Source organism: Methylobacterium sp. 1A (assembly GCF_058072805.1).
Genome location: NZ_JBYQVE010000001.1, coordinates 931,459 through 953,299, shown reverse-complemented (window position 1 = coordinate 953,299; position 21,841 = coordinate 931,459). Strand labels below are relative to the sequence as shown.

The following is a 21,841-nucleotide window of genomic DNA, read 5'->3' as shown; positions in this document are numbered from 1 at the left end:
GGCAGCCGTATCGAACGGGGTGACGCTCGGAAATCCGCTTCCGGGATTGAACCATCCCGCTTGCCCGCGCGACCCATGAAGGGGCGTGGATGAACGCGCCCGCCGACGAGGACCTGATCCGGCGCATCGCCGGTGGCGACCGTTCGGCGATGCAGGGCCTCTACGCCCGGCACTCGACCGTCGTCTTCCGCTTCCTCGTCCGCATGGTGCGCGACTCGAGCCGGGCGGAGGATCTGATGAGCGACGTCTTCTTCGATGTCTGGCAGCAGGCCGGCCGCTTCGAAGGCCGGTCCAGCGTCACGACGTGGATGCTGACCATCGCGCGGTTCAAGGCGCTCTCCACCCTGCGACGGCGCCCGCACGAGGAATTGGAACCAGAGATGGCCGAGGCCATCGAGGACGAGGCCGACACGCCGGAGGTCACGTTGCAGAAGGCGAGCAAGGCGGAGGCCATGCGCCGCTGCCTCGACGCCCTGTCGGTGGAGCATCGCACCGTGATCGACCTCGTCTACTACCACGAACTCGGCGTCGAGGAGGTGGCCCAGGTCCTCGATATCCCAGCGGGTACCGTGAAGACCCGCCTGTTCCACGCCCGCAAGCGCCTGTCGGACCTGCTGCGCACGGCAGGCATCGACCGGGGATGGCCGTGAGGAGGCCGCGATGACCACGACCGACCCCGCACGCGACGAGGACGACCTCCTCCTGCCCTGGCACGCGACCGGCCGCCTCGACCCCGCGGCCGGGGCCCGGATCGAGGCGGCGCTCGCCCGCGACCCGGAGCTCGCGCGCCGCCTCGACCTGGTCCGGGCCGAGCGGGACGGGACCGTGGCCGTCAATGAGGCCCTCGGCGCACCATCCCCGAAGGCGCGAGCAGACCTGTTCGCGCGCATCGACGCCGACCTCGCGGCGCGGGCGCGCGGGCCGCGTGGCTGGCTTCGGAGGATGGGCGAGGCGTTGGCTTCCCTGTCGCCGCCCATGCTGGCGGGGTCGGCCCTCGCCGCATGCGCCCTGCTCCTGCTTCAGGCGGGGCTATTGACGGGCGCGTGGCTGGGCGGCTCCACGGCGACCTACGAGACGGCCTCCCATGGCGAGGCAGGCCCCTCGGCGGGCGGCGCCTACCTTCTCGTTGCGTTCGCGCCGACGGCCACGGCGGCACAGATCACGGAAGCCCTGGCGGAGACAGGCTTGTCCGTGGTGGACGGGCCCCGGGCCGGGGGCATCTATCGCCTGCGCCTCTCGGATGGAAAGGACGGCCCCGGAGCCGGGGGCACCCGCGGCCGGCGCCTCGTGGACGGGGCCGACGGTCGCGTTTCGCCGAGCGCGGTCATCGACCGGCTGCGCTCGAAGCCCGGCTTGGTCGTGCTCGCGGTGCCCGAGACGGTGCCGGCTCGCTGACGGAAGGTGGTCGGGATGCGCGGTCCCCTGATGCTCGCCCTTCTGGCACTCGCCGGCCCGGCCGAGGCACAGTCCATGCGCGGCGTGCCGCTCGCGGACGAGGGCTGGTGGGTGGTGCTCGGCTCCTTCGGGAACAACGGCGGCTCGGGCAGCCGCGCCGCGGATGCGGCCGTCGCCAGGACGCGGCGGCAGGCGCAATCCTGCGGGGAGCGCCCCTTCAACGACGTCTCGGAAAAGTTCTCGGGGTTCGCGCCGGGCTTCGACGTCTCCGTGCTCGGCGCCTACCCGACCCGGGCTCAGGCCGAGGCCGCCCGGGCCCGGATAGGAGCCTGCGTGCCGGGCGCCTATATCCGGCGGTCGCGATACGCCGGCGAGTGAAATCCGGCTCGCCGACGGAAGCCAGGGGCACATGCGTCGCTTTCCGCCCGAACGGATCGTCTGCCTGACTGAGGAGACGGTCGAGACCCTGTACCTTCTCGGCGAGCAGGGGCGCATCGTGGGCGTCTCGGGCTGCGCCGTACGTCCACCCCAGGTCCGACGCGAGAAGCCGCGGGTCTCGGCCTTCACCAGCGCCGACATCCCGAAAATCCTCACCCTCGAACCTGACCTCGTGTTCGCCTTCTCGGACATGCAGGCCGCCATCGTCGCCGACCTCGTCCGGGCGGGCATGGCCGTGCACGCCTTCAACCACCGCGACGTCGCGGGAATCCTCGCGATGATCCGCACGGTCGGCGCGCTGGTCGGCGCGAGCGGGCGGGCCGAGGCCCTGGTCCGCGGCTACGAGGCGCGTCTTGCCCTTGTGGCGGCGCAGGCGGTGGGCCGCCCGCGTCCGCGCGTCTACTTCGAGGAGTGGGACGTGCCGCTGATCTCCGGCATCGGCTGGGTCCGCGAGCTCATTCGGGTTGCCGGTGGCGAGGACGTATTCCCTGACCTCGCGGCCCAAGCGGCAGCCAAGGACCGCATCGTCGCGCCCGACGGGGTGGCGGCCGCTGCGCCCGATGTGATCCTCGCTTCCTGGTGCGGGAAGAAGGTGGTGCCGGCCCGCATCGCGGCGCGACCCGGCTGGGACGCCATCCCGGCGGTGCGGGCGAACCGGATCGTGGAGATCAAGTCGCCGCTGATCCTGCAGCCCGGTCCCGCCGCGCTCACGGACGGGCTCGACGCTATCGTGGCGGCCCTGGAGGCGGCTCGCGCCGACGGGGCGGCGCGTCCGGCCGGGTACGGGACTGGACGGCCGTGGTCCCTGAGCGAAAGACACCGCGCGGTCCTTCTCAAGGTGCCGGACGAAGGGTGGGTCGAGGGCTCCCGCCTCGACGGACGCTGTCTCGACGTGCTCCTGCGCCGGGGCTTGATCAGGCGGGTGCACGCCGACCCGAGCGGGCGGATGCGCCTCGACGGCTACCAGAGGACGCCGGCGGCTCGGGCTGCCCTTCTTTCCGGCGGGCGGATCTCCGCCTGAGCAACACCTGGGGACCGTCGACGCGACGGCACCGCCGAGGGCCATGTTCGATCGTCGACTGTTCCCGGAAACGCTTCACCCACCCGGGCTCGTTCAGGGCCAGGGTGGGTGATTGCGAAGGAGCGGGACGCCAAGCGGTGCGATGCACCTCATGCCCCGGCATCGATGGACCGTGCCGTGGATGCCCGACCTGGACTTCCCCGGGTCGGTCAGTGGCAGACCCGCCGAACCACGACGTCGCCGAAGTCGTCGACCCAACGGCGGGTGTGGCAGTAGCCTCCATAGTAGACCGCCGCGTGCCCCCAAGGACCGAAGTGGCCGTGGTCATGCCCGAAGTGGCCATGACCGTGCCCGAAGTGGCCATGCCCGAAGTGACCATGGCCGTGGGCGGATGCCGCCGTCGCGCCGAAGGTGCCGAGGGCCGCCACGACGAGGAGCGGGAAGAGCTTGCGGGAACCGAACATGTTGACCTCCTCAAGTTGAGGACCGGGATGCGGCCCTGACCTTCGTTGGTCGCGGGAGGCGCCGGGGCGGTTCACGGCATTTGCGAAAAACTTTCGTGCCTCGGCTCCCGTGTCTCGCCTCGGAAGGGCGGCGGCCGGCGTTAGCCCGAGCAGGACCCGCCTCGCGCAAACCCGGAGACCAGGCCATGAACCAAGCCAGTACGCCTGCCCGGGTCGGCGTCGTGGCACGCCTCGGCAAGAGAGAGATCGGGCTCGTCGCGACCTTGTTCTGCGTCGCCGCCCTTCTCCTCGGGTTCGGCCTCCTCGCCGACGAGGTGATGGAGGGTGACACCAAGGGTTTCGACACCCGGGTCGCGCGCCTCTTCCGACCTCAAGGCGCTGCTGGCCCGATAGGGCCGGATTGGATGCACGAGATGGCCCGCGACGTGACCTCGCTCGGCAGCATGGTCGTCCTGTGCTTCCTGCTCGCGGCGGTGGTCGGGTACCTGCTCCTGGTCCGCAAGCGGGGGGCGGCCGTGCTGGCGGTGGGCTCGATCCTCGGCGGGACGGCCATCAGCTTCGGGCTGAAGCTGCTCTTCGACCGTCCCCGGCCCGAGATCCCCGGCGGCATCCAGGTCTTCACGGCCAGCTTCCCCAGCAGCCACGCCATGCTCTCGGCGGTGACCTACCTGACGCTCGGGGCGCTCATGACTCGGGTCGCCGCGGGCGCCAAGCTGAAGGCGTACTTCATGGGTCTCGCAGTCTTCCTCACCGTGGTGATCGGGCTGAGCCGGGTCTACGTCGGGGTCCACTACGCCACGGACGTGCTGGCGGGGTGGTGCGTCGGGTCGGCCTGGGCGGTGCTGTGCTGGGTGGTGGCGCTGCGCCTGCAACGCCGTGGCCAGGTCGAGCAGCCCGGGACTGCCGACGTTCCGGACGGGACGGCTCCGAGGGATTGAAGCTTGCCGCCTGGTACGTCGCCAGGAGCCGCCTCCGAACTCGTCAGGTCGAACGCCGCGATCACCATGATGGGAGCCGAGCGGCGGCAACCGTCGAGAAGCACCGCCCCCGGATGGGCGCTTTCCTCGAAGCGGAAGGGCCGCCCCGCAGGAAGACCCTTCCACAAGTCCGGGATGTAGCCTCAGAAGTGATGGTGATGCCGCCGGTGGTGGTGATGATGGTGGTGATGGCCCCAGCCATGGTGATGGTGAGGGCGGTAGTGATGGTGATGCCCCCAACCATGATGATGGTGTCCCCAGCCATGGTGATGGTGGGGCCGCCGATGGTGGTGATGCCAATGCTGCACCGTCTGCACGGTCCCGGCGTCGCCGGCCAAGGCGGAAGCCGGGACCACGCCGAGCGGGGCCGCGTTCGCCGGGTCGGACACCGGCAGCAGGTGCAGGAACGCCGCAAGCATCACGGCGGTGAACGCATGTAGAATTCGCTTCACGGTTACGCCCTCCTGCATCGATAACGTACGAGGCCGAGAGGGTATTCCACCGGCCCATTGGTCACAAGTACATCAAGGCGGCCAGGGCGCCCGCCCACCGGATACTCAAGCTTTCCGAAGAGGGACTTGATTGCGGAGCCATCATCCCAGTCCATCGGGCGGGCACCGGGAACACGCGCTTCCTCGAATAGGGAACAGGAACCGGAAAAGGCCTTGTAGGATCCCTTTCATCGCTTCGGGCCGCCAAGCCTGAGCCTCCGGCAGGCCCCGTGGGGACGGCCATGCGCGACGCGCTAAAAAGCTCATGCCCTGTAGGTGCGGATATGCTATGCACGCCGCATCATGTCGGCCGTTCGGTCCCATTGGCGCTCGCTACTCACGGTCTTCCAGATCGTGGCGCTGGTCGCCTTCTCGGTAGCCGGTGTGGGGCACTCCCACGCCGGCGGGACGCATGCCGGCCATTCCGTGGTCTCCGCGGTCGGTCATACCGAGACGGTAATCTCGGACCTTGCCGGGGACGTGGCCGACCGCGCCGGCGACGACGCAACCAGCGATTGCGGCCTGTGCTGCTGCCACGCGTCGTTCGGGCGCTGGGACGCCTCCGCCGCGACGGTCACCTGGAAGCCCGGGCGAACGCTGGCCGGCATCCGCGCGGTCGCGTTCAAGAGCGTGGCTTCCGAAAGGCTTCCCGAGCCTCCTCGAACCATCGCGTGAGGTCCGCGCTTCGACGCGCGCCCTGAGCGGCCGTCTTTGACGGACGGCCGCCAGCCTCCCTTTCGCGAAGGCTCGGTTTTCCCATGCGTGTTCCCTCCGCCTCCGCCCTGCGGATGGCTCTCCTTGCGCTCGGCCTGTGGGCTGCATCGCCGACGATGTCCGCAGCCCACGAGGGCCACGACCACGGCAACGAGGCTCAAGGGTCGCCGACGGCGACTGCGCCGCGCGGCTCGTCGAGCACGGACGCGCTCGAATTGGTCGCCATCGCCCGCAACGGCCGGCTGGCCGTGTTCCTCGACCGCACGGGCACCAACGAGCCGGTGGCCGACGCCGCCGTCCAAGCCGAGACGCCGGAGGGGCCCGCCACCGCCACGCCGATGCCGGACGGCAGCTACGCCTTCGATGCCCACTGGAGCCTGCATCCCGGCGAGTACGAGGTGCTCTTCACCGTGACCGCGGCCGGCGCAACCGACATGTTCCCCGTCACGCTGACCGTTCCGGAGGCGCCGCCGGCACCGCCGGCAGCCGGCGCCTCGGCCTGGGCGACCGGCCTCGCCGCGGCCCACGACTTTCAGCGCCACCTGAAGGAGGCCGACCCGCTGCCGCTGGCGATCGGCGGCGTCGGCTTCCTGCTCGGCATCGCGGTCACGCTCCTGACCCGCGGGCGCCGCTACCTGCCGGCGACCGCCCTAGTCGTGCTCGTCGTCGCCCTCGCCCTCGCGCCGCGCGCCTTCGCGGCGGACGGTCACGACCACGGCGGAGGAAGCGCCTCCGCGCCCCCGGTCTTCCACATGGCCGCGCCGTCCCCGGCCGGGCAGGACCTCGCGCGGCGCCAGCCGGACGGCTCGATCTTCGTGCCGAAGCCTACCCAGCGGGTGCTCGCTGTCCGCACCGTGGTGACCGCCCCCGACACCCTGCGCCGCACCGTCGAGCTGCCGGGGCGCATCGTCCCCGACCCGAGCGCCAGCGGCGTCGTCCAATCCTCGGTCGGCGGACGGCTTTCGCCTCCGGAATCCGGCATCTTCCCGCGGCTCGGCACGCGCGTGCGCAAGGGCGAGGTGCTCGCCTACGTCACGCCGCCGGTGCAGGCGGTGGACGCCTCGGACATGCGCCAGCGCCAGGGCGAGCTCGACCAGCAGATCGCCATCATTGAGCGCCGGGTCGAGCGCTACCGCAAGCTCGCGCCGGGCGGGTCGGTCTCGCAGGTGCAGTTGGAGGACGCCCAGGCCGAGCTCAAGGGCCTGCTCGACCGCCGCGCCGCCCTCGACAACGTCCGCCAGCAACCTGAGGCCCTGAAGGCTCCCGTCGACGGGGTGATCGCGGAGGCGAACGCGGTCGCCGGCCAGATGGCGAGTCCGGGCGTGCAGGTCTTCCAGATCGTCGACCCCGGCCGCCTCTGGGTCGAGGCCCTGAGCTTCGACGCGCTGGCCGGCGGTCAGGACGCCACGGCGCGCATGGCCGACGGCCGGATGCTGCGGCTCGCCTACATGGGCGCGGGGCTGGCCGACCGTAGCCAGGCGGTGCCGATGCACTTCGCCGTGCAGGGCGCGGCTCCGGAGTTGCGCACCGGGCAATTCATCACCGTGCTCGCCGCGACCGACGCACGGCAGGAAGGTCTGGCCCTTCCGCGCATGAGCGTGGTCCGCGGCGGCAACGGCCAGAGCATCGTCTACGAGCACACCGCGCCGGAGCGCTTCGAGCCGCGCGAGGTCCGGGTCGAGCCGCTCGACGCGGGCCGCGTCCTGGTGGTGTCGGGGGTCGTTCCGGGCAAGCGGATCGTGACCCAGGGCGCCGAACTCCTCAACCAGGTCCGCTGAGGAGCGCCGCCGATGTTCACGCTCCTCGTCTCGCAGTCCCTGCGCAACCGCCTGCTCGTCCTGGCGCTCGCCGCGGTGCTCGTCATCTACGGCGCCTTCACGGTGACCAAGCTCCCGGTCGACGTCTTCCCCGACCTCAACCGGCCGACCGTCACGATCATGACCGAGGCGGAGGGCCTCGCGCCCCAGGAAGTCGAGCAGCTCGTCACCTTCCCGGTCGAGACGCAGATGAACGGCCTGCCCGGGGTGACCCGGGTCCGCTCCGTCTCCGGCGTGGGCCTCTCGGTCATCTACGTCGAATTCGACTGGGGCACCGACATCTACCGCAACCGGCAGCAGGTCTCGGAACGCCTCGCGATGGTGCGGCCGCAACTGCCGCCCACCGTGAACCCGATGATGGGCCCGGTCTCCTCGATCATGGGCCAGATCGTGATGGTCGCCCTCAACGGTGGCTCGGTCTCGCCGATGCAGCTGCGGGAGCTCGCCGACTTCACCATCCGGCCGCGGCTGCTCTCGATCCCGGGCGTGGCGCAGGTCATCCCGATGGGCGGCGAGGTGCGCCAGTTCCGCGTCGCGCCCCAGCCCACGGCCCTGCGGGCGCTCGGCATCACCCATGCCCAGTTGGAGACGGCGCTCGCCCAGTTCGGCACCAACACCGGCGGCGGCTTCACCGACCAGTACGCTCGCGAGTACCTGATCCGGAACCTCGGCCGGACCATGAACCTCGACGACCTGCGCAACATGGTCGTCGCCACGGTCAACAACCGTCCGGTCTACCTGCGGCAGGTGGCGGAGGTCTCCTTCGCGGCCCGGGTCAAGCGCGGCGACAGCGGCTACATGGGCGCGCCGGCGGTCGTGGTCTCCGTCGAGAAGCAGCCGGGCGTCGACACCGTGCGGCTCACCCGACAGGTCGAGGCGGCGCTCGCCGAGATCACCGCCAGCCTGAACGCCTGCGGCCCCGGCGCCGGCAAGGGCTCCCCGGGCTTGTCGGGCCCGTCGGTGACCGAGCCGGCCGGCGAGGCCTGCGCCTTCAAGGGCGTGCGCGCCGACCAGCTCATCTTCCGGCAGGCGAACTTCATCGAGACCTCGATCCGCAATGTCGAGACCGTGCTGATGGAGGCGGTGGCCGTCGTCGCCGTGGTGCTGTTCGCCTTCCTGCTGAACGTCCGCACCACCGCGATCTCGCTCACCGCGATTCCGGTCTCGATCCTCGCCACCGGGGTCGTCTTCCACCTCGCCGGGCTGTCGATCAACACGATGACGCTGGGCGGGCTCGCCATCGCCATCGGCGAGCTTGTCGACGACGCGGTGGTAGACGTCGAGAACATCTTCCGGCGCCTCGGCGAGAACCGGCGGGCCGGCAACCCGCGCTCGGTCTTCGAGGTCGTGGTCGCGGCCTCGAACGAGGTACGCTCCGGCATCGTCTACGCGACGATGGTGATCGTGCTGGTCTTCGTGCCGCTCTTCGCCCTGTCGGGCATCGAGGGCCGGCTCTTCGCACCGCTGGGGCAGGCCTACATCGTCTCGATCCTGGCGAGCCTCCTCGTCTCGATCACCCTGACGCCTGTGCTGGCCTATTACCTGCTGCCGGGCCTGAAGCGCCTGGAGGAGCACGACAGCCGCTTCCTCAAGCTGCTCAAGCGGGGCAACGCCGCCCTGCTGCGGGGCCTGCTCGGGCACGCACGGCCGATCATGGTCGTCGCCGGGTTGGCGGTGGCGGCGGCCGGGCTCGCCGCGGCCTTCCTGCCGCGGACGTTCCTGCCCCCGTTCAACGAGGGCTCGTTCACGGTCAACATGACCTTCAACCCCGGCATCTCGCTCGCCGAGAGCAACCGCATCGGCCTCGTCGCCGAGCGCCTGCTGCTGGACATGCCGGACGTAAGGTCCATCGGCCGCCGGACCGGCCGGGCCGAGCTCGACGAGCACGCAGAGGGCGTACACTCGTCCGACCTGGAGATCGACCTGAAGCCGGGCGCCCGGCCCAAGCCCGAGCTCGTCGCCGACATCCGCGGGCGCCTGGCGGTGCTTCCGGTCAACGTCAACGTGGGCCAGCCGATCTCGCACCGCCTCGACCATATGCTTTCGGGCGTGCGGGCCGAGATCGCGCTCAAGATCTTCGGCGAGGACCTCGACACCCTGCGGGCGCTGGCCGAGGACCTGCGCGCGCGCATGGCCGACATCCCGGGCATCGCCGACCTGCAGGTGGAGAAGCAGGTGCTGATCCCGCAGCTGGAGATCCGCGTCGACTACAACCGCGCGGCCCTCTACGGGGTGCAGCCCGCCGCCCTCGTGGAGCAGCTCAGCCGCCTCTCGAACGGACAGGTGGTCTCGCGGGTGGTGGACGGCTACCGCCGCTTCGACGTGGTGATGCGCCTCTCCGACACCATGCGCACCACCCAGCGCCTCGGCGACATGCTGGTCGAGACCCCGTCGGGCTGGGTCCCGGCCCGGCAGATCGCCGACATCCGGGAGACCGACGGACCGAACCAGATCCTGCGCGAGAACGCCCGCCGCCGCATCGTGGTGCAGGCCAACACCCAAGCCGGCTCAGACATGGGCAGGATCGTCCAGGCCATCGGCGAGAAGGTCGCGGCGGCGAACCTGCCCAACGGCTACGTCACCAGCCTGGAGGGCTCGTTCCAAGCGCAGGCGGAGGCGAGCCGGACCATCGGGCTCCTGTCGCTCCTCTCCCTCGCGCTGGTCTTCGCGCTCCTCTACAGCCGCTACCGCTCGGTGGTGTTCACCCTGATCATCCTCGGCAGCATCCCGCTCGCCCTGATCGGCTCGGTCGCGGCCCTCTGGCTCGCCGGGCAGCCGCTCTCGGTCGCCTCGATGATCGGCTTCATCACGCTGACCGGCATCGCCACCCGCAACGGCATCCTCAAGATCAGCCACTACCTGAACCTGGCCATCCACGAGGGCATGCCGTTCGGACGGGAGCTCGTCATCCGCGGCAGCCTGGAGCGGCTGGCACCGGTGCTGATGACGGCGCTCTCGGCAGGCGTCGCCCTAGTGCCGCTGCTGGTCGGGGCCGATGCACCCGGCAAGGAGATCCTGCATCCCGTCGCCGTGACGATCTTCGGCGGCCTGATCAGCGCGACGCTCCTCGACACGGTGCTGACCCCGGTCCTGTTCCTGACCTTCGGGCGCAGGCCCCTGGAGCGGTTGCGGGACGATGCCCGTCAAAACCCCCAGGCTTCCCCCGAGGCTCCGCGGAGCGCGCCCGTCGAGGCGTTCTGAGACCTTCCCCTTCGACCGAGAAAGGCCCCCCCGATGCATTCCCTACTCCGTCCCGTCACGCTCGCACTCGCGCTCGCGCTGGCCTCGCCCTGCCTCGCGGCGGGCCCGAACGGCGGCCAGACCACGGTCGCCGACGGCCATCCCATCGAGTTCGTCTCGACCGACACCGGCGCCACGTTCTTCGTGACCGGCGAGGACGGCAAGCCGGCCGACACGTCCGGCCTGTCGGCCAAGGCCTTCGTCCAGGCCGGCGGCAAGACGGAGACGCTGGCCCTGAGGCCGGCGGCGCCGAACAGGCTCGTCGCCGACCTCAAGGCTCCCTTGCCGGCGGGCGCCAAGGTGGTGCTGTCGGCCAAGATCCACGGACACAACGTCCAGGCCCGCTTCGAGAAGCAGTGAGGCCCGGGGCCGGGCCGGCGGCTCGGTCCTTCCCGCGCGGCAGGCCCGGCCCCCTCGTCAGGCGAAGCGGCCCAGGAGCACCAGAAGCCCGATCAACAGCATGACCAGCGCCATCTCCTTCAGGAGGTCACGGGCTGCCGCGCGCCTGATATGCGGGCGGGCTCTCCGCTTCCTGCGATCCTTGGGGCCCCAGTAGAGTTGCTGGCGACCGAGCTTCTTCCCTGCCATGGCCGTCCCCGTCACACCGGAAGGGGAACGGTCTCGGCCGCGAGAGCCTCGTCCTCGACCTGGATGGTGACGTGCTCGATGCCGTGGCGTTCCCGCACCAGGGCGCGCACGCCCCGGATCACGCCCGGGCCGGCGGAAACGTCGTCCACGACCACGTGCCCGCTCATCGCGTCGAAGCCCGAGGTCAGCGTCCAGGCATGCAGGTCGTAGGCTCGCCGGACGTTCGGCATCGCCTCGATCCCGGCCTTCAACGCATCGAGGTCGACGCCAGGCGGCGTGCCCTCCAGCAGGATGTGGAGCGCCTCGCCCAGGAGGCGCCAGGTGCGCGGCACGATGAACAGGCCGATGCCGGCGCCGACGAGCGGGTCGACCCAGCGCCAGCCGGTGGCCATCACCACGAGGGCGGCGACGATGACGCCGACGGAGCCCAGCATGTCCGAGAACACCTCGAAGTAGGCGCCCTTGACGTTGAGGCTCTCCGACGACCCGCCCGCCAGCAGCCGCATGCTGGCGAGGTTCACGCCGAGGCCAACGAACGCCACCAGCATCATCGGCCAGCCGAGGATCTCGGTCGGCTCCACGAACCTGCGGTAAGCCTCGTAGAGGATGTAGGCCGTCACGCCGAGCAGCACGACCGCGTTGGCCAGCGCCGCCAGGATCTCGAAGCGCATGTAGCCGAAGCTCTTGCCCGGCGTCGGCGCCTTGGCCGCGTAGTGGATGGCGAGCAACGAGAGCGCCAGGCCGCCGGCGTCGGTGACCATGTGCGCGGCATCGGCCAGCAGCGCGAGGCTTCCGGTGAGCAGGCCGCCCACGACCTCGGCGGCCATGTAGGTGAGCGTCAGCGCGAGCGCCCATGCGAGGCGCCCCTTGTTCCTGCCTGCCACCGAGCCGGTTGGGATGCCGCCCCCGTGCGAGTGTCCATGTCCCATGTGGCGTCCAGTCCTTCGCCTTCGTCGGGGTTCACCCGCCTGGCCGGCCGGCGGCGCCAAACAGGCTGGCCGGGTTGGGATGCGCTTCGTCCCGGTCGCTCGGGCGACACCCGACGCTATCGGAGATAGCTCGCGGCACCTCCCTGCAGCCGGGTCTCAGCCTAGCGCGCGCCGCAGATCGCGCGCGAAATCGTGCGCAAGTCCCGGCGCCTGCATGGCGACGTCCTCATAGAACTTCGTCCCAATTGGATTATCCTGAGAATAATCCGGAGGAATGTCGCCAATCGTGCGCACGATCTCCGCGATAACCGCCTCCCTTTCATGGGCAGGAAGCTTGTTCATCACAAACGTCATCATCGCAATTGTGGATGTTCTGAGGACCGCGATCATGGCGGCCGTCGTCACGGACAGCTGATAAACCTGATTACCATTCATGGTTTCGCCCTCGACATGCGCTGTGGTGACATGATCGACCTCGATCCCGCGATGCTCGCTCGTGGTCCGGCATCGGCGGGCCGCCTCAAGGGCCGGCGGTGCCGACGAGATCGGCGACATGCGCGCCGGCCGGGTGACCGGTCGCCTCGCGATGGGACCGCGAGCAGGCTGCGAAGCCGGGCCCGAAGGCGGTCATGACCAGCTCGTGCCGCCCGTCCGCGACCTCGCGGCTCGCGAGCAGGGCCCGTCCGCCGGGCCAGACCTCTGAATCGCCGAGCGGGCCGCGGGCTGGTTCCCCGAAGCGGCGAACCCCTTCTTCGTGGATCGCCTGGCGTGCCCGCGCGAGCTCCGCGCCGGATAGGGGCAATCCAACCCAGACGACCTGCTGCAGCCCTTCGTTGCGGCAGACCACGAGAACGACCTCGGCGGTTCCGGGGCCGGTCGCAGGCCACATTCCTTGCGGGTAATAGAGCGCGGTCAAGTTCGCCTCGCGGTCCACCTTCACCGGGCGTGGCACCTCGACCACCGGCCCCCAGGCCAAGCCGAAAGGCGCTTCCATGGACTTGGTCTCCGCAGCGGAGGCGACCCGCGTCATGGCGATGATGGCCACGGCGGCGACCCGGAACGATGCGCGGCGCATCGGCCTACTCCGCCGCCTTGAGGTGTCGGGACGCCGCCTCCGCACCCTTATCGTCAGCCTTCGGCACGCTCACCTTCCCGAAGCGCGCGTAGAGGGCCGGAAGCACGATCAGGGTCAGCAGGGTCGCGCTGATCAGGCCCCCGATCACCACGGTGGCGAGCGGCCGCTGGATCTCGGCACCGGTCTCGGTGGCCACGGCCATCGGCACGAAGCCGAGCGAGGCGACCAGCGCCGTCATGGCCACCGGCCGGAGCCGGGTCATGGCGCCCTCCAGGATGGCCTCGCGCTTCGGGCGCCCCTCGGCCACCAGCTGCTTGATGAAGGTCAGCATCACCAGGCCGTTCAGGACCGCCACGCCCGAGAGCGCGATGAAGCCGACGGCGGCCGGCACCGAGACCGGCATGCCGCGCAGCCACAGCGCGAAGATGCCGCCTGTCAGCGCGAGCGGCACCGCGCTGAACACCAGGAGCGCGTCCCGGGGAGACCCCAGAGCCGAGTAGAGCAGCAGGAAGATCAGGAAGAAGCAGACCGGCACCACGACCATTAGCCGCCGCTTGGCCGAGGCAAGGTTCTCGAACTGGCCGCCCCAGGTCACGTAGTAGCCGGGCGGCAGCTGCACCTGGCTGCCGACCTTGGCTTGCGCCTCGGCCACGAGCGAGCCGATGTCGCGGCCGCGCACGTTGGCCGTGACCACGACGCGGCGCTTGCCGTTCTCGCGGCTGATCTGGTTCGGACCCTCGGTAACGGAAAAGCTCGCCACCTGCTTGAGCAGGACCGAACTCGCCCGGCCGTTCGGCCCGGGCGGCAGCGGCACCGGGACGTTCTCCAGGGCCTCCCGGTCCTCGCGCACCTTGTCGTTCAGGCGCACCACGATGGGGAAGCGCCGGTCACCCTCGAAGACGACGCCGGCATCCCGGCCGCCGATTGCCGTGCCGATGACCTCCTGGATGGCCCCCGTGCTCAGGCCGTAGCGCGCCGCCTCGGCCTTGTTGATCTTGATCTCCAGGAACGGCAGGCCGGCGGTCTGCTCGACCTTCACGTCCTCGGCGCCGTCGATGCTGCGCAGCACCGCCGCGACCTGGTTGGCGGCCTTGAGCATCGGCTCGAACTCCTCGCCGAAAACCTTCACGGCCAGGTCACCGCGGGTGCCGGCGAGCAGCTCGTTGAAGCGCAGCTGGATCGGTTGGGAGAACTCGTAGACGTTGCCGGCAAGCTGCCCGACCGCCTTCTCGATCTGCTCCTGCAACTCGGCCTTGGGCAGTTCCGGATCCGGCCATTCCTCCTGCGGCTTGAGGATGACGAACGTGTCCGAAGAGTTCGGCGGCATCGGGTCGGAGGCGACCTCGGCGGTGCCGGTCTTCGAGAACACGTAGGCGACCTGCGGGAACTTCGAGACCACCTGCTCGACCTTGAGCTGCATCGCCTGCGACTGCGTCAGGGAGGTGGAGGGGATCCGGGTGGCGTTCAGCGCGATGCTCTTCTCGTCGAGCTGCGGGATGAACTCGGTCCCTAGCCGGGTGAACAGGATGCCCGCCCCGACGAGCAGCAGGAGGGCCGCGCCAACGAAGGCGAACGGCGCCCGGACCGCCGCGCCCAGCACCGGCCGGTAGGCGGCCTTCAGGGCGCGGATGATGAGGTTGTCCTTCTCGGTGACCCGGCCGGTGATCACGATGGCGATGAGCGCCGGCACGAAGGTCAGCGACAGCACGAAGGCGGAGACGAGCGCGATGATGACGGTCAGCGCCATCGGCTCGAACATCTTGCCCTCGACGCCCGTGAAGGTCAGGAGCGGGACGTAGACCAAGATGATGATCGCCTGCCCGTAGAGGGACGGCTTGATCATCTCCTCGGCCGACGCCTGTACCGTCTGGAGCCGCTCCTCGGTGTCGAGGGGTCGACCCCGTTCGTGCTGCCGCTCGGCGAGATGGCGGAGCGCGTTCTCGGTGATGATCACCGCCCCGTCGACGATGAGCCCGAAATCGAGCGCCCCGAGGCTCATCAGGTTGGCCGAGATCTTCGCCTCGACCATGCCGGTCATTGTCATCAGCATGGCGACCGGAATGACGAGCGCCGTGATGATGGCCGCGCGGATGTTGCCGAGCAGCAGAAACAGGATGACGATGACGAGGGCCGCCCCCTCGGACAGGTTCTTCACGACGGTCTTCACGGTCGCCTCGACGAGCCGGGTGCGGTCGAGCACGGTCTGGACCTCGACACCCGGGGGCAGAGATTTGCGGATCTGGTCCATGCGCGCGTCGACGGCGGCCGCCACCGCGCGGCTGTTCTCGCCGATGAGCATCAGGGCGGTGCCGACGACGACCTCCTGGCCGTCCTCGCTGCCCGAGCCGGTGCGCAGGTCGCGCCCGATGCGTACCTCGGCGATGTCCTTGATCCGGACCGGGACGCCGCCGCGGGTCGCGACGACCACGTTCTCGATGTCGTCCATGCCCTCCAGGCGGCCGGCCGCGCGCACGACGTAGCCTTCGCCGTTGTCCTCCAGGTAGCGCGCGCCCTGGTTGGCGTTGTTGGTCTCCAGCGCGCGGGCGACGTCCGCGAAGGACAGGTCGAGGGAGGCGAGCCGCGTCGGGTCGGGCTGGACGTGGTACTGCTTCTCGAAGCCGCCGATGCCGTCGACGCCGGCCACGCCCGGGACGGTCTTGACCAGCGGGCGGATGATCCAGTCCTGGACCGTGCGCAGGTAGGCGGTCTGCTCCAGCTCAGTCCTGAGCCGCTGCCCCTCGGGTGTCAGGTAGCTGCCGTCGGGCTGCCAACCCGGCTTGCCGGGCTGCGAGACCTTGCGCTCGCCCGGCTTCGCGTAGTGGATCGACCACATGTAGATCTCGCCCAGCCCGGTCGAGATCGGGCCCATGGCGGGCTCGGCGCCGGGCGGCAGGTCCCGCTTCACCTGGGCTAGGCGCTCGGCGACCTGCTGGCGGGCGAAATAGATGTCGAGCTTCTCCGCGAAGACGGCGGTGACCTGCGAGAAGCCGTTGCGCGAAAGCGAGCGGGTGTATTCCAGGCCCTTGATGCCGGCGAGGGCGGTCTCCACCGGGTAGGTCACCTGCTTCTCGATGTCGACCGGCGAGAGCGAGGGCGCGGTCGTGTTGATCTGCACTTGGTTGTTGGTGATGTCGGGCACCGCGTCGATGGGCAGCCTGGTCACCGCGTAGCCGCCGAAGCCGGCGGCGAGCAGCGACAGGAGCAGCACGAGCCAGCGCTGGTGAACCGAGAAGTCGAGGATGCGGCTGATCATGTCGTCCCTCCTCAGTGGTCGTGGTCGGCTTCGCTCTTCCCGAGCTCGGCCTTGAGGAGGAAGGTGTTGGCCACCGCGATAGGCTCGCCGGCCTTCAGGCCGGAGACGACCTCGAAGCCGTCGTCGTCGGAGCGCCCGAGCTCGACCTCGCGCTTCTCGAACCCCTCCTCGGTGCGCACGAAGACGACGCGCTTGCCCTCGATGGTCTGCAGCGCCGCCTTGGCCACCCGAACGGGCACTTGATCCGTCGCGATCTCGACCTCGGCGGTGACGTAGGTGCCGGGGCGCCAGGACATGTCCTTGTTGGGAAGTGAGACCACCACCCGGGCAGAGCGGGTGTCGGCGTTCAGGAGCGGGCTGACGAAGATCACCTTGCCCCGCTCGATGCGGCCACCGCGGTTCACGGCGACGGGCGCGCCCTCGCGCACCTCGGCGAGGTCCGAGGTCGGCACCGACAGCTCGATCCACACGGTCGAGAGGTCGGCGACCGTGTAGACGTCCGCCGGGTCGCCCTCCTTGCCGACCGCCGTGCCGACATCGACCTTGCGCTCGACGATCCGGCCCGAGATCGGCGCGCGCAACTCGTAGCGGCGCAGGCTGGACTGGTTCGGCGTCGCCTCGTCGCGCTTCTGGGCGGCCTGGACCTCGGCGGCGTTCAGCCCGAGGGCGGAGAGCTTCTGACGGGCGAGGTCGACGCGCAGCTGGTTCTCCTGGAACACGGCCTTGGCGTTGTCGAACGCCGCCTGGGACGCCGCGGCGGACGCCAGCAGCTTCTGCTGGCGCTCGAAGTTGATCTTCTGCAGTTCGGCCTGAACCTGGGCGGTCAGGTAATCGCTCTTGGCGTCGGCGACCTCGCGGCTGTCGAGCACGGCCACGACCTCGTCCTTCTGAACGGCGTCGCCGAGGCGCTTGCGCATCTCGGCCACGGTGCCGACCACCCGGGCCGGGACCCGGGCGATCCGGTCCGTGTCGGGGGTGATGGTGCCCGGGACGAGGAGATGCCGGGAGAGCGTCCCGCCCTCGGCCTTGGCCACCTCGATGTCCTGGCCCTGGATCTGCTCGGCCGTCATCTTGACGTGTCCTTCCTCGCCCTCCGCCTCGGAATGCGCGTGCTCGCCGTGGGCGTGGCCGCCGCCAGACTTCGCCGCGGGCTCGGCATGGTCGTGGCCGTCCCCCTCGGCGTGGCTGGCCGCAGTCGCGGGCGCCTCGGCCTTGGGCGCGGCGGTGAACGCGAACAGGGTCGGCGGCACCCCTGCCGCGGAGAGGGTGCTGCGGACGAAGCCCGAGACGGCGGGCACGGCCGCGCCGACGGCGATGCCGACGGCCAGGACGACCGCGAGAAGAAGGATGCGCATTGGGATCACTCGGACGAGACGCCGGGCGGCCATGCATGCCGACGCGGTCGTCCCGCTGGTTTCTGGAAGGGACGGGTCCTGCCGTCACCGGGCGGCCGGACGCATGCTGCGCACGCGCGCAGCGCCGCCTCAGGCGCGGGGCGGTCGTGCCAGCCGGTCGGGCGCGATAGCGACGGGGGCCTCGGCGGTCCGCGCGTAGGAGGGGCGCGCCGGGTCCGGCACGGGCGCGACGGGAGCGCCCTGCAGGTCGGCCACCTGGTGGCAGCCGCAATGGACGTGGCAGGCCAGGCCCGGATCGGCGGCCTCCAGCGCGGCCGCGGTCGCGGCCACCGTCAGTTCGGTGCCCCGGTGACGATCGCCGGCATGGAAAGCCAGGTCCTCGGCGAGCCCGGGGGACGGAGCGGCGACCGCGAGCGCCAGCACGAGCATGACCACGCGGACGCAGAGCGCCCACCCGTCACGCACCGCTCGCCGGCGCCTGTGCCATCCACCAAACCGCATCGCCGTCCTTATCCGCGATTCCGGCCCTTTGACACAAGTCATGGTGCCTGCGACTTAAATTCAAGCTGAACGCCGACGCGGGCCAAGTGCATCGACGCTTTCCCTCGGTTTGCGCGGGGTGTGAAGGCCTGCGGGCCAGCAGGCGCCCCGCGCAGATGGATGGCACCCTTCGACATGAAGAGCACAATCTGATCGTTCACTCCCGGATTGTCGGCGAAAGAGCGCACGGAAACCGATTGGAAATAATCCCGGAACGGTTTTGTCGGGATATGCATTTCGAGATCAATGCAAACCTGAGGAGTTACGGATGAAGCTCGCGCTTGCCGCCCTGGCCGCCTCGGCCGCCCTTGCCTTCACCCCTGTCGGCGCCTCCGCGCAGCACGTGGACGTCGGCCCCGGCGGCGTCGCGGTACACGGCGACCGCCACGACGTCGAGCATACCCACGGCGTCGTCGAGGAGCATCGCCACGAACGCCCCGTCGTCCACGACCATCATGACGACGTTCACGAGCACACCGTCGTGGAAGAGCACCGGCACTGATCCGGCGGATTGGACGGGGCCGCGCGCTTCCTCGCGGCGGTGTGCGACCCCGACCTTCTTCGCAGCACGACCCGCGATGGCCACGCCTTCCTGAACGCGGACTTCAGACCGGGTTCAACGGCGGCATCGCAAGGTGGCGCCAGGGATCATGAACGGAGAGACCGATGAGAAGGCACCTCGCCGCGATGGCCGGGCTGGCCGTCCTTCTGGCGCCGGCGGTCGCCTCGGCCCAATACTACGGGGATGGGCCTGGCTACGGCCGCCACCGCGAGCACGTGGACGTCTATCGCCACGGCGACCACGAGGACGTCGTCGTCAGGCGGCACCACCACCATCACGACTTCGACCGCCCGCCGCGGTTCGAGGAGCGGCACCACCACCATCATCATGACTTCGACGACTGAGGCCTGGATGCCCGCCCCGGCACGAAGTCCGGGGCGGGCGGATCATGGCGCTACGAGGGGGGATGCCGCGCCGTGAGCGGTGGCGCGCGCAGGTACGGGCGGTCCGGCAGCGAGCGCGTAGCCGATGCCGGCGGCCAGTAGCGCGAAGACCAGCAGCAGGGGCAGCAGCCGCATGTCCCGCCCCTCCCGAAGCGACCTGCGCGTCGGCGTCACTTCGTGCCGTGGCCGTGCCCGTGAGCGTGGCCGTCGTTCTCGGAATGCACCGGCCTCCCGTCGGGGCGCCGCTCCTGCGCCTCCCGGACCCGCGGGTCGTCGCGGTGCGCCGGCCCTCCGGAGACCGAGCCGGTGTTCGGCACCGTCCGCTCGGGATTGGATGCGTTGCCGTGCCCATCCTCGGCCAGGGCAGCGGCCCCGGTCAGCGTTCCCGCGGCGAGCAAGGCGGCCAGCATGAGTTTCATCGGCGTGTCTCCGTGTCCGGCGGCATCCGCCGCGTCGGACACCGAGATAGCCGGGCCGTTTGTCTCCACCGCGCCGCGTTCGTGACGAAGTGTGTCAGCCCGGGGCCGGTCTCGGCAGGCGGATCTCGGCACGAAGGCCCCCGCCGGGCCGGTTGCCGAGGCGGAGCGTGCCGCCGTCGGCCTCGACGCTCCGCCTCGCGATGGTCAGGCCGAGGCCGGTCCCGCCGGTGTTGCGGTTGCGGGATCCCTCCAGCCGGGTGAAGGGCTCGAAGGCGCGGGCGACGTCCTCGGGCGCGATGCCTGGCCCCCCGTCGTCGACTCGCACCACCAAGGCGGCTTCCTCGACCAGGAGGGTGATGCGCACGCGTGTGCCGTAGCGCACGCCGTTGTCGACGAGGTTCTCCAGGGCGCACCGGAACGCCACCGGGCGCACGTTGGCGAGCGCTCGGCCCGGGCCATGATATGCGACGTCCCGGCCGGCGTCCGCCGAAGCGTCGGCGATGCCCATCAGGACGCTGGCGACGTTCGTGACCTGACGCGGTTCCGGGTCGGCATCGCCGCGCAGATAGGCCAGCGTGGAATCGACCATCGCCTGCATGTCGTCGAGATCGGCGGCCATCGCCGTCCGCTCGGTGTTCTCGGCGACGGCATCGAGACGCAGCCGGAGGCGGGCGATGGGCGTGCGCAGGTCGTGCGAGACCGCCGCCAGGGCCTGGATCCGCTCCGAGACCCCGGCGTGGATGCGCCCCTGCATCGCATTGAGCGCCCGCGCGATCCCGCGCGTCTCGTCGGGGCCAGCCTCGGGGACCGGGATCGGGGGACCGTAGCCGATCTCCCCGGTGCGACGCGCGAGGTCGCGCAGCGGCTTGGCGATCCAGTGCATGAGGATGACGGCCGCCACGCCGACGAGGATGGCCATGGCGGTCGAGAGATACGCCCACGGGCCCACCGAGCCGAGGCTCGGGCCGTGGGCGGAGCGAAAGGTCAGGAAGCTGCCGTCGGGCAGCCGGAACGCTCCGCCGAGGTCGCGCTGGTGAAGTGGGTCCTCGCCTCCTTCCATGGCAAGCATCAGGCCGGGCCCGAGGTTCGGCTCGATGGCGGCCATGCGATCCCGGAAAGCCGTCAGCGCCGAGTCGGACGCGGGGCCGGGGCCCGGCGGGCGGGCGGCGGACCACCCGATCTCGAAGTGGGGCGACGACAGGGCCTGCGCCTCCGCGGCACGCTCGGGCGGAGGGCGACGCATCACGGCGTCGCGCGCGAGGGAGAGCTGGTTGGCGACCTGCCTCGCGAACGCCTCGTCGGCGGCCGCCGCCGCCGACTGGCGGTAGAGCAGCAACGCCCCACCATGGACCGCGAGGACGGCGAGCAGCATCACGGCGACCGTCCGCGCTTCGAGGCTGTGCGCCAGCGAGCCGGGCCGCCTCACGCCCGCTCGACTTTCGCGGCCAGCATGTAGCCGGAACCACGCACGGTCTTGATCGGTGGCGGCGTGCCCGCGGGCGGTTCGAGCTTGCGCCTCAGGCGGCTGACCAAGGTGTCGACGCTGCGGTCCGAGGGCGAGCCGAGCCGGCCGCGGGAGAGTTCCAGGATGCGCTCGCGTCCGAGCACGCGGCCGGGATGCTCCAGGAAGACCATAAGCAGGTCGTATTCCGCGCCCGAGAGGTCGACGCCGGCCCCTTCCGGGTCGAGGAGGGTGCGGCTGCGCAGGTCGAGCCGCCAGCCGGCGAAGGCCAGGATCTCGGTCCGCCGCGCGGCGGGCTCGGACGGGGCGAGGGCGGCGCGCCGCAGCACGGCGCGGACCCGGGCGAGCAGCTCGGGGCGGCCGAACGGCTTGGCGACGTAGTCGTCGGCCCCCAGTTCCAGGCCTAGCACGCGGTCGGCCTCCTCGGCCCGCGCGCTCACCATGATCACGGGCACCGTGCTCCTGGCCCGCAAGGCCCGGAGCAGGTCGAGCCCCGAGGCACCGGGGAGCATGACGTCCAGCAGGACGAGGTCGACGGCGACGTCGGGCAGGAGCGACCACATCTCGGCGCCGCTGCGGCAGCCCGTGACGCGGAACCCGCTCTCGCGCAGGACGCGGGTGACGAGCACGCGCATGCCGTCGTCGTCCTCGACGAGGAGGATGTGGCCCGCTTCGGGGGACGTGGAAGCGTCCACGAGGGAAGATGGCGCGGCCATCG

Annotated in this window: 22 protein-coding genes and 1 pseudogene; 11 read left to right on the top strand and 12 right to left on the bottom strand. The window is 70.6% G+C overall.

Annotation, left to right across the window (positions count from 1 at the left end):
• The first annotated feature begins 89 nt into the window (after positions 1-89).
• From ACX9MN_RS04690 to ACX9MN_RS04675, 4 genes and pseudogenes are all read left to right on the top strand, one after another.
• Positions 90-650: a sigma-70 family RNA polymerase sigma factor gene (locus ACX9MN_RS04690; RefSeq protein WP_331327791.1), complete on the top strand. Its 561-nt coding sequence runs from the start codon at positions 90-92 to the stop codon at positions 648-650.
• 10 nt (positions 651-660) lie between these two features.
• Positions 661-1,395: a hypothetical protein gene (locus ACX9MN_RS04685; RefSeq protein WP_331327792.1), complete on the top strand. Its 735-nt coding sequence runs from the start codon at positions 661-663 to the stop codon at positions 1,393-1,395.
• Positions 1,396-1,410: 15 nt separating this feature from the next.
• Positions 1,411-1,773: an SPOR domain-containing protein gene (locus tag ACX9MN_RS04680; protein WP_331327793.1), complete on the top strand. Its 363-nt coding sequence runs from the start codon at positions 1,411-1,413 to the stop codon at positions 1,771-1,773.
• A 31-nt stretch (positions 1,774-1,804) separates the two neighbouring features.
• Positions 1,805-2,584: pseudogene (locus tag ACX9MN_RS04675) on the top strand (cobalamin-binding protein); the annotation flags it as partial.
• A gap of 479 nt (positions 2,585-3,063) precedes the next feature.
• On the opposite strand, the gene ACX9MN_RS04670 reads toward ACX9MN_RS04675, so the two are convergent.
• Positions 3,064-3,318: a hypothetical protein gene (locus tag ACX9MN_RS04670; protein ID WP_331327794.1), complete on the bottom strand. Its 255-nt coding sequence runs from the start codon at positions 3,316-3,318 to the stop codon at positions 3,064-3,066.
• Positions 3,319-3,503: 185 nt separating this feature from the next.
• Between ACX9MN_RS04670 and ACX9MN_RS04665 the strand changes: the two genes are divergently transcribed.
• The 6 genes from ACX9MN_RS04665 to ACX9MN_RS04640 all read left to right on the top strand — a co-directional run bounded on the left by ACX9MN_RS04665 (position 3,504) and on the right by ACX9MN_RS04640 (position 10,917).
• A complete protein-coding gene (locus ACX9MN_RS04665) occupies positions 3,504-4,256 on the top strand; it encodes a phosphatase PAP2 family protein (protein WP_331327795.1) in 753 nt (250 codons plus the stop codon).
• Between the two features lie 113 nt (positions 4,257-4,369).
• Positions 4,370-4,735: a hypothetical protein gene (locus ACX9MN_RS04660; protein ID WP_331327796.1), complete on the top strand. Its 366-nt coding sequence runs from the start codon at positions 4,370-4,372 to the stop codon at positions 4,733-4,735.
• Between the two features lie 405 nt (positions 4,736-5,140).
• Positions 5,141-5,461, top strand: a complete 321-nt coding sequence (locus ACX9MN_RS04655) for a hypothetical protein (protein WP_489723811.1) — start codon at positions 5,141-5,143, stop codon at positions 5,459-5,461.
• An 83-nt stretch (positions 5,462-5,544) separates the two neighbouring features.
• Complete coding sequence (locus tag ACX9MN_RS04650) at positions 5,545-7,278, top strand: efflux RND transporter periplasmic adaptor subunit (protein ID WP_331327798.1); 1,734 nt, start codon at positions 5,545-5,547, stop codon at positions 7,276-7,278.
• 12 nt (positions 7,279-7,290) lie between these two features.
• Entirely contained in the window at positions 7,291-10,518 is a 3,228-nt protein-coding gene (locus tag ACX9MN_RS04645; RefSeq protein ID WP_331327799.1) for an efflux RND transporter permease subunit, read from the top strand.
• A gap of 33 nt (positions 10,519-10,551) precedes the next feature.
• Positions 10,552-10,917, top strand: a complete 366-nt coding sequence (locus ACX9MN_RS04640) for a hypothetical protein (protein WP_331327800.1) — start codon at positions 10,552-10,554, stop codon at positions 10,915-10,917.
• A 57-nt stretch (positions 10,918-10,974) separates the two neighbouring features.
• Here ACX9MN_RS04640 and ACX9MN_RS04635 read toward each other — a convergent pair whose 3' ends face one another.
• The 8 genes from ACX9MN_RS04635 to ACX9MN_RS04600 form a co-directional block, all read right to left on the bottom strand.
• Positions 10,975-11,145: a hypothetical protein gene (locus ACX9MN_RS04635; protein WP_331327801.1), complete on the bottom strand. Its 171-nt coding sequence runs from the start codon at positions 11,143-11,145 to the stop codon at positions 10,975-10,977.
• 11 nt (positions 11,146-11,156) lie between these two features.
• Positions 11,157-12,074 carry a cation diffusion facilitator family transporter gene (locus ACX9MN_RS04630; protein WP_331327802.1) on the bottom strand — a complete coding sequence of 306 codons (918 nt, stop codon included), beginning with the start codon at positions 12,072-12,074 and terminating at the stop codon, positions 11,157-11,159.
• 156 nt (positions 12,075-12,230) lie between these two features.
• Positions 12,231-12,629: a hypothetical protein gene (locus tag ACX9MN_RS04625; RefSeq protein WP_331327803.1), complete on the bottom strand. Its 399-nt coding sequence runs from the start codon at positions 12,627-12,629 to the stop codon at positions 12,231-12,233.
• Positions 12,595-13,149, bottom strand: a complete 555-nt coding sequence (locus ACX9MN_RS04620; protein ID WP_331327804.1) for a threonyl-trna synthetase — start codon at positions 13,147-13,149, stop codon at positions 12,595-12,597. Before ACX9MN_RS04620 ends, ACX9MN_RS04625 begins: the two co-directional genes overlap by 35 nt.
• A gap of 4 nt (positions 13,150-13,153) precedes the next feature.
• Positions 13,154-16,402, bottom strand: a complete 3,249-nt coding sequence (locus ACX9MN_RS04615; RefSeq protein WP_331327805.1) for an efflux RND transporter permease subunit — start codon at positions 16,400-16,402, stop codon at positions 13,154-13,156.
• 11 nt (positions 16,403-16,413) lie between these two features.
• Complete coding sequence (locus tag ACX9MN_RS04610; protein ID WP_331327806.1) at positions 16,414-17,757, bottom strand: efflux RND transporter periplasmic adaptor subunit; 1,344 nt, start codon at positions 17,755-17,757, stop codon at positions 16,414-16,416.
• Between the two features lie 129 nt (positions 17,758-17,886).
• A complete protein-coding gene (locus ACX9MN_RS04605; protein ID WP_331327807.1) occupies positions 17,887-18,222 on the bottom strand; it encodes a hypothetical protein in 336 nt (111 codons plus the stop codon).
• Positions 18,223-18,559: 337 nt separating this feature from the next.
• Positions 18,560-18,790 carry a hypothetical protein gene (locus ACX9MN_RS04600; protein ID WP_331327808.1) on the bottom strand — a complete coding sequence of 77 codons (231 nt, stop codon included), beginning with the start codon at positions 18,788-18,790 and terminating at the stop codon, positions 18,560-18,562.
• A 173-nt stretch (positions 18,791-18,963) separates the two neighbouring features.
• Between ACX9MN_RS04600 and ACX9MN_RS04595 the strand changes: the two genes are divergently transcribed.
• Positions 18,964-19,203: a hypothetical protein gene (locus tag ACX9MN_RS04595; protein WP_331327809.1), complete on the top strand. Its 240-nt coding sequence runs from the start codon at positions 18,964-18,966 to the stop codon at positions 19,201-19,203.
• Positions 19,204-19,412: 209 nt separating this feature from the next.
• On the opposite strand, the gene ACX9MN_RS04590 is transcribed toward ACX9MN_RS04595, so the two are convergent.
• From ACX9MN_RS04590 to ACX9MN_RS04580, 3 genes are all read right to left on the bottom strand, one after another.
• Positions 19,413-19,661 (bottom strand): hypothetical protein, encoded by a 249-nt coding sequence (locus tag ACX9MN_RS04590; RefSeq protein ID WP_331327810.1) that lies wholly within the window; start codon positions 19,659-19,661, stop codon positions 19,413-19,415.
• Between the two features lie 94 nt (positions 19,662-19,755).
• Entirely contained in the window at positions 19,756-21,087 is a 1,332-nt protein-coding gene (locus ACX9MN_RS04585; RefSeq protein ID WP_331327811.1) for an ATP-binding protein, read from the bottom strand.
• Positions 21,084-21,839 carry a response regulator transcription factor gene (locus ACX9MN_RS04580; RefSeq protein ID WP_331327812.1) on the bottom strand — a complete coding sequence of 252 codons (756 nt, stop codon included), beginning with the start codon at positions 21,837-21,839 and terminating at the stop codon, positions 21,084-21,086. The genes ACX9MN_RS04585 and ACX9MN_RS04580 overlap by 4 nt, the downstream gene beginning before the upstream one ends.
• Between the last annotated feature and the right edge of the window lie 2 nt (positions 21,840-21,841).

Excerpts from the sequence above, each read along its gene's own strand:
- ACX9MN_RS04640 (WP_331327800.1), top strand. The coding sequence starts at position 10,552 with ATGCATTCCCTACTCCGTCCCGTCACGCTCGCACTCGCGCTCGCGCTG.
- ACX9MN_RS04580 (WP_331327812.1), bottom strand. The coding sequence starts at position 21,839 with ATGGCCGCGCCATCTTCCCTCGTGGACGCTTCCACGTCCCCCGAAGCG.
- ACX9MN_RS04630 (WP_331327802.1), bottom strand. The coding sequence starts at position 12,074 with ATGGGACATGGACACTCGCACGGGGGCGGCATCCCAACCGGCTCGGTG.
- ACX9MN_RS04590 (WP_331327810.1), bottom strand. The coding sequence starts at position 19,661 with ATGAAACTCATGCTGGCCGCCTTGCTCGCCGCGGGAACGCTGACCGGG.
- ACX9MN_RS04595 (WP_331327809.1), top strand. The coding sequence starts at position 18,964 with ATGAGAAGGCACCTCGCCGCGATGGCCGGGCTGGCCGTCCTTCTGGCG.
- ACX9MN_RS04645 (WP_331327799.1), top strand. The coding sequence starts at position 7,291 with ATGTTCACGCTCCTCGTCTCGCAGTCCCTGCGCAACCGCCTGCTCGTC.
- ACX9MN_RS04670 (WP_331327794.1), bottom strand. The coding sequence starts at position 3,318 with ATGTTCGGTTCCCGCAAGCTCTTCCCGCTCCTCGTCGTGGCGGCCCTC.
- ACX9MN_RS04620 (WP_331327804.1), bottom strand. The coding sequence starts at position 13,149 with ATGCGCCGCGCATCGTTCCGGGTCGCCGCCGTGGCCATCATCGCCATG.
- ACX9MN_RS04680 (WP_331327793.1), top strand. The coding sequence starts at position 1,411 with ATGCGCGGTCCCCTGATGCTCGCCCTTCTGGCACTCGCCGGCCCGGCC.
- ACX9MN_RS04665 (WP_331327795.1), top strand. The coding sequence starts at position 3,504 with ATGAACCAAGCCAGTACGCCTGCCCGGGTCGGCGTCGTGGCACGCCTC.
- ACX9MN_RS04625 (WP_331327803.1), bottom strand. The coding sequence starts at position 12,629 with ATGTCGCCGATCTCGTCGGCACCGCCGGCCCTTGAGGCGGCCCGCCGA.
- ACX9MN_RS04615 (WP_331327805.1), bottom strand. The coding sequence starts at position 16,402 with ATGATCAGCCGCATCCTCGACTTCTCGGTTCACCAGCGCTGGCTCGTG.
- ACX9MN_RS04685 (WP_331327792.1), top strand. The coding sequence starts at position 661 with ATGACCACGACCGACCCCGCACGCGACGAGGACGACCTCCTCCTGCCC.
- ACX9MN_RS04650 (WP_331327798.1), top strand. The coding sequence starts at position 5,545 with ATGCGTGTTCCCTCCGCCTCCGCCCTGCGGATGGCTCTCCTTGCGCTC.
- ACX9MN_RS04610 (WP_331327806.1), bottom strand. The coding sequence starts at position 17,757 with ATGCGCATCCTTCTTCTCGCGGTCGTCCTGGCCGTCGGCATCGCCGTC.
- ACX9MN_RS04635 (WP_331327801.1), bottom strand. The coding sequence starts at position 11,145 with ATGGCAGGGAAGAAGCTCGGTCGCCAGCAACTCTACTGGGGCCCCAAG.
- ACX9MN_RS04690 (WP_331327791.1), top strand. The coding sequence starts at position 90 with ATGAACGCGCCCGCCGACGAGGACCTGATCCGGCGCATCGCCGGTGGC.
- ACX9MN_RS04660 (WP_331327796.1), top strand. The coding sequence starts at position 4,370 with ATGGGCGCTTTCCTCGAAGCGGAAGGGCCGCCCCGCAGGAAGACCCTT.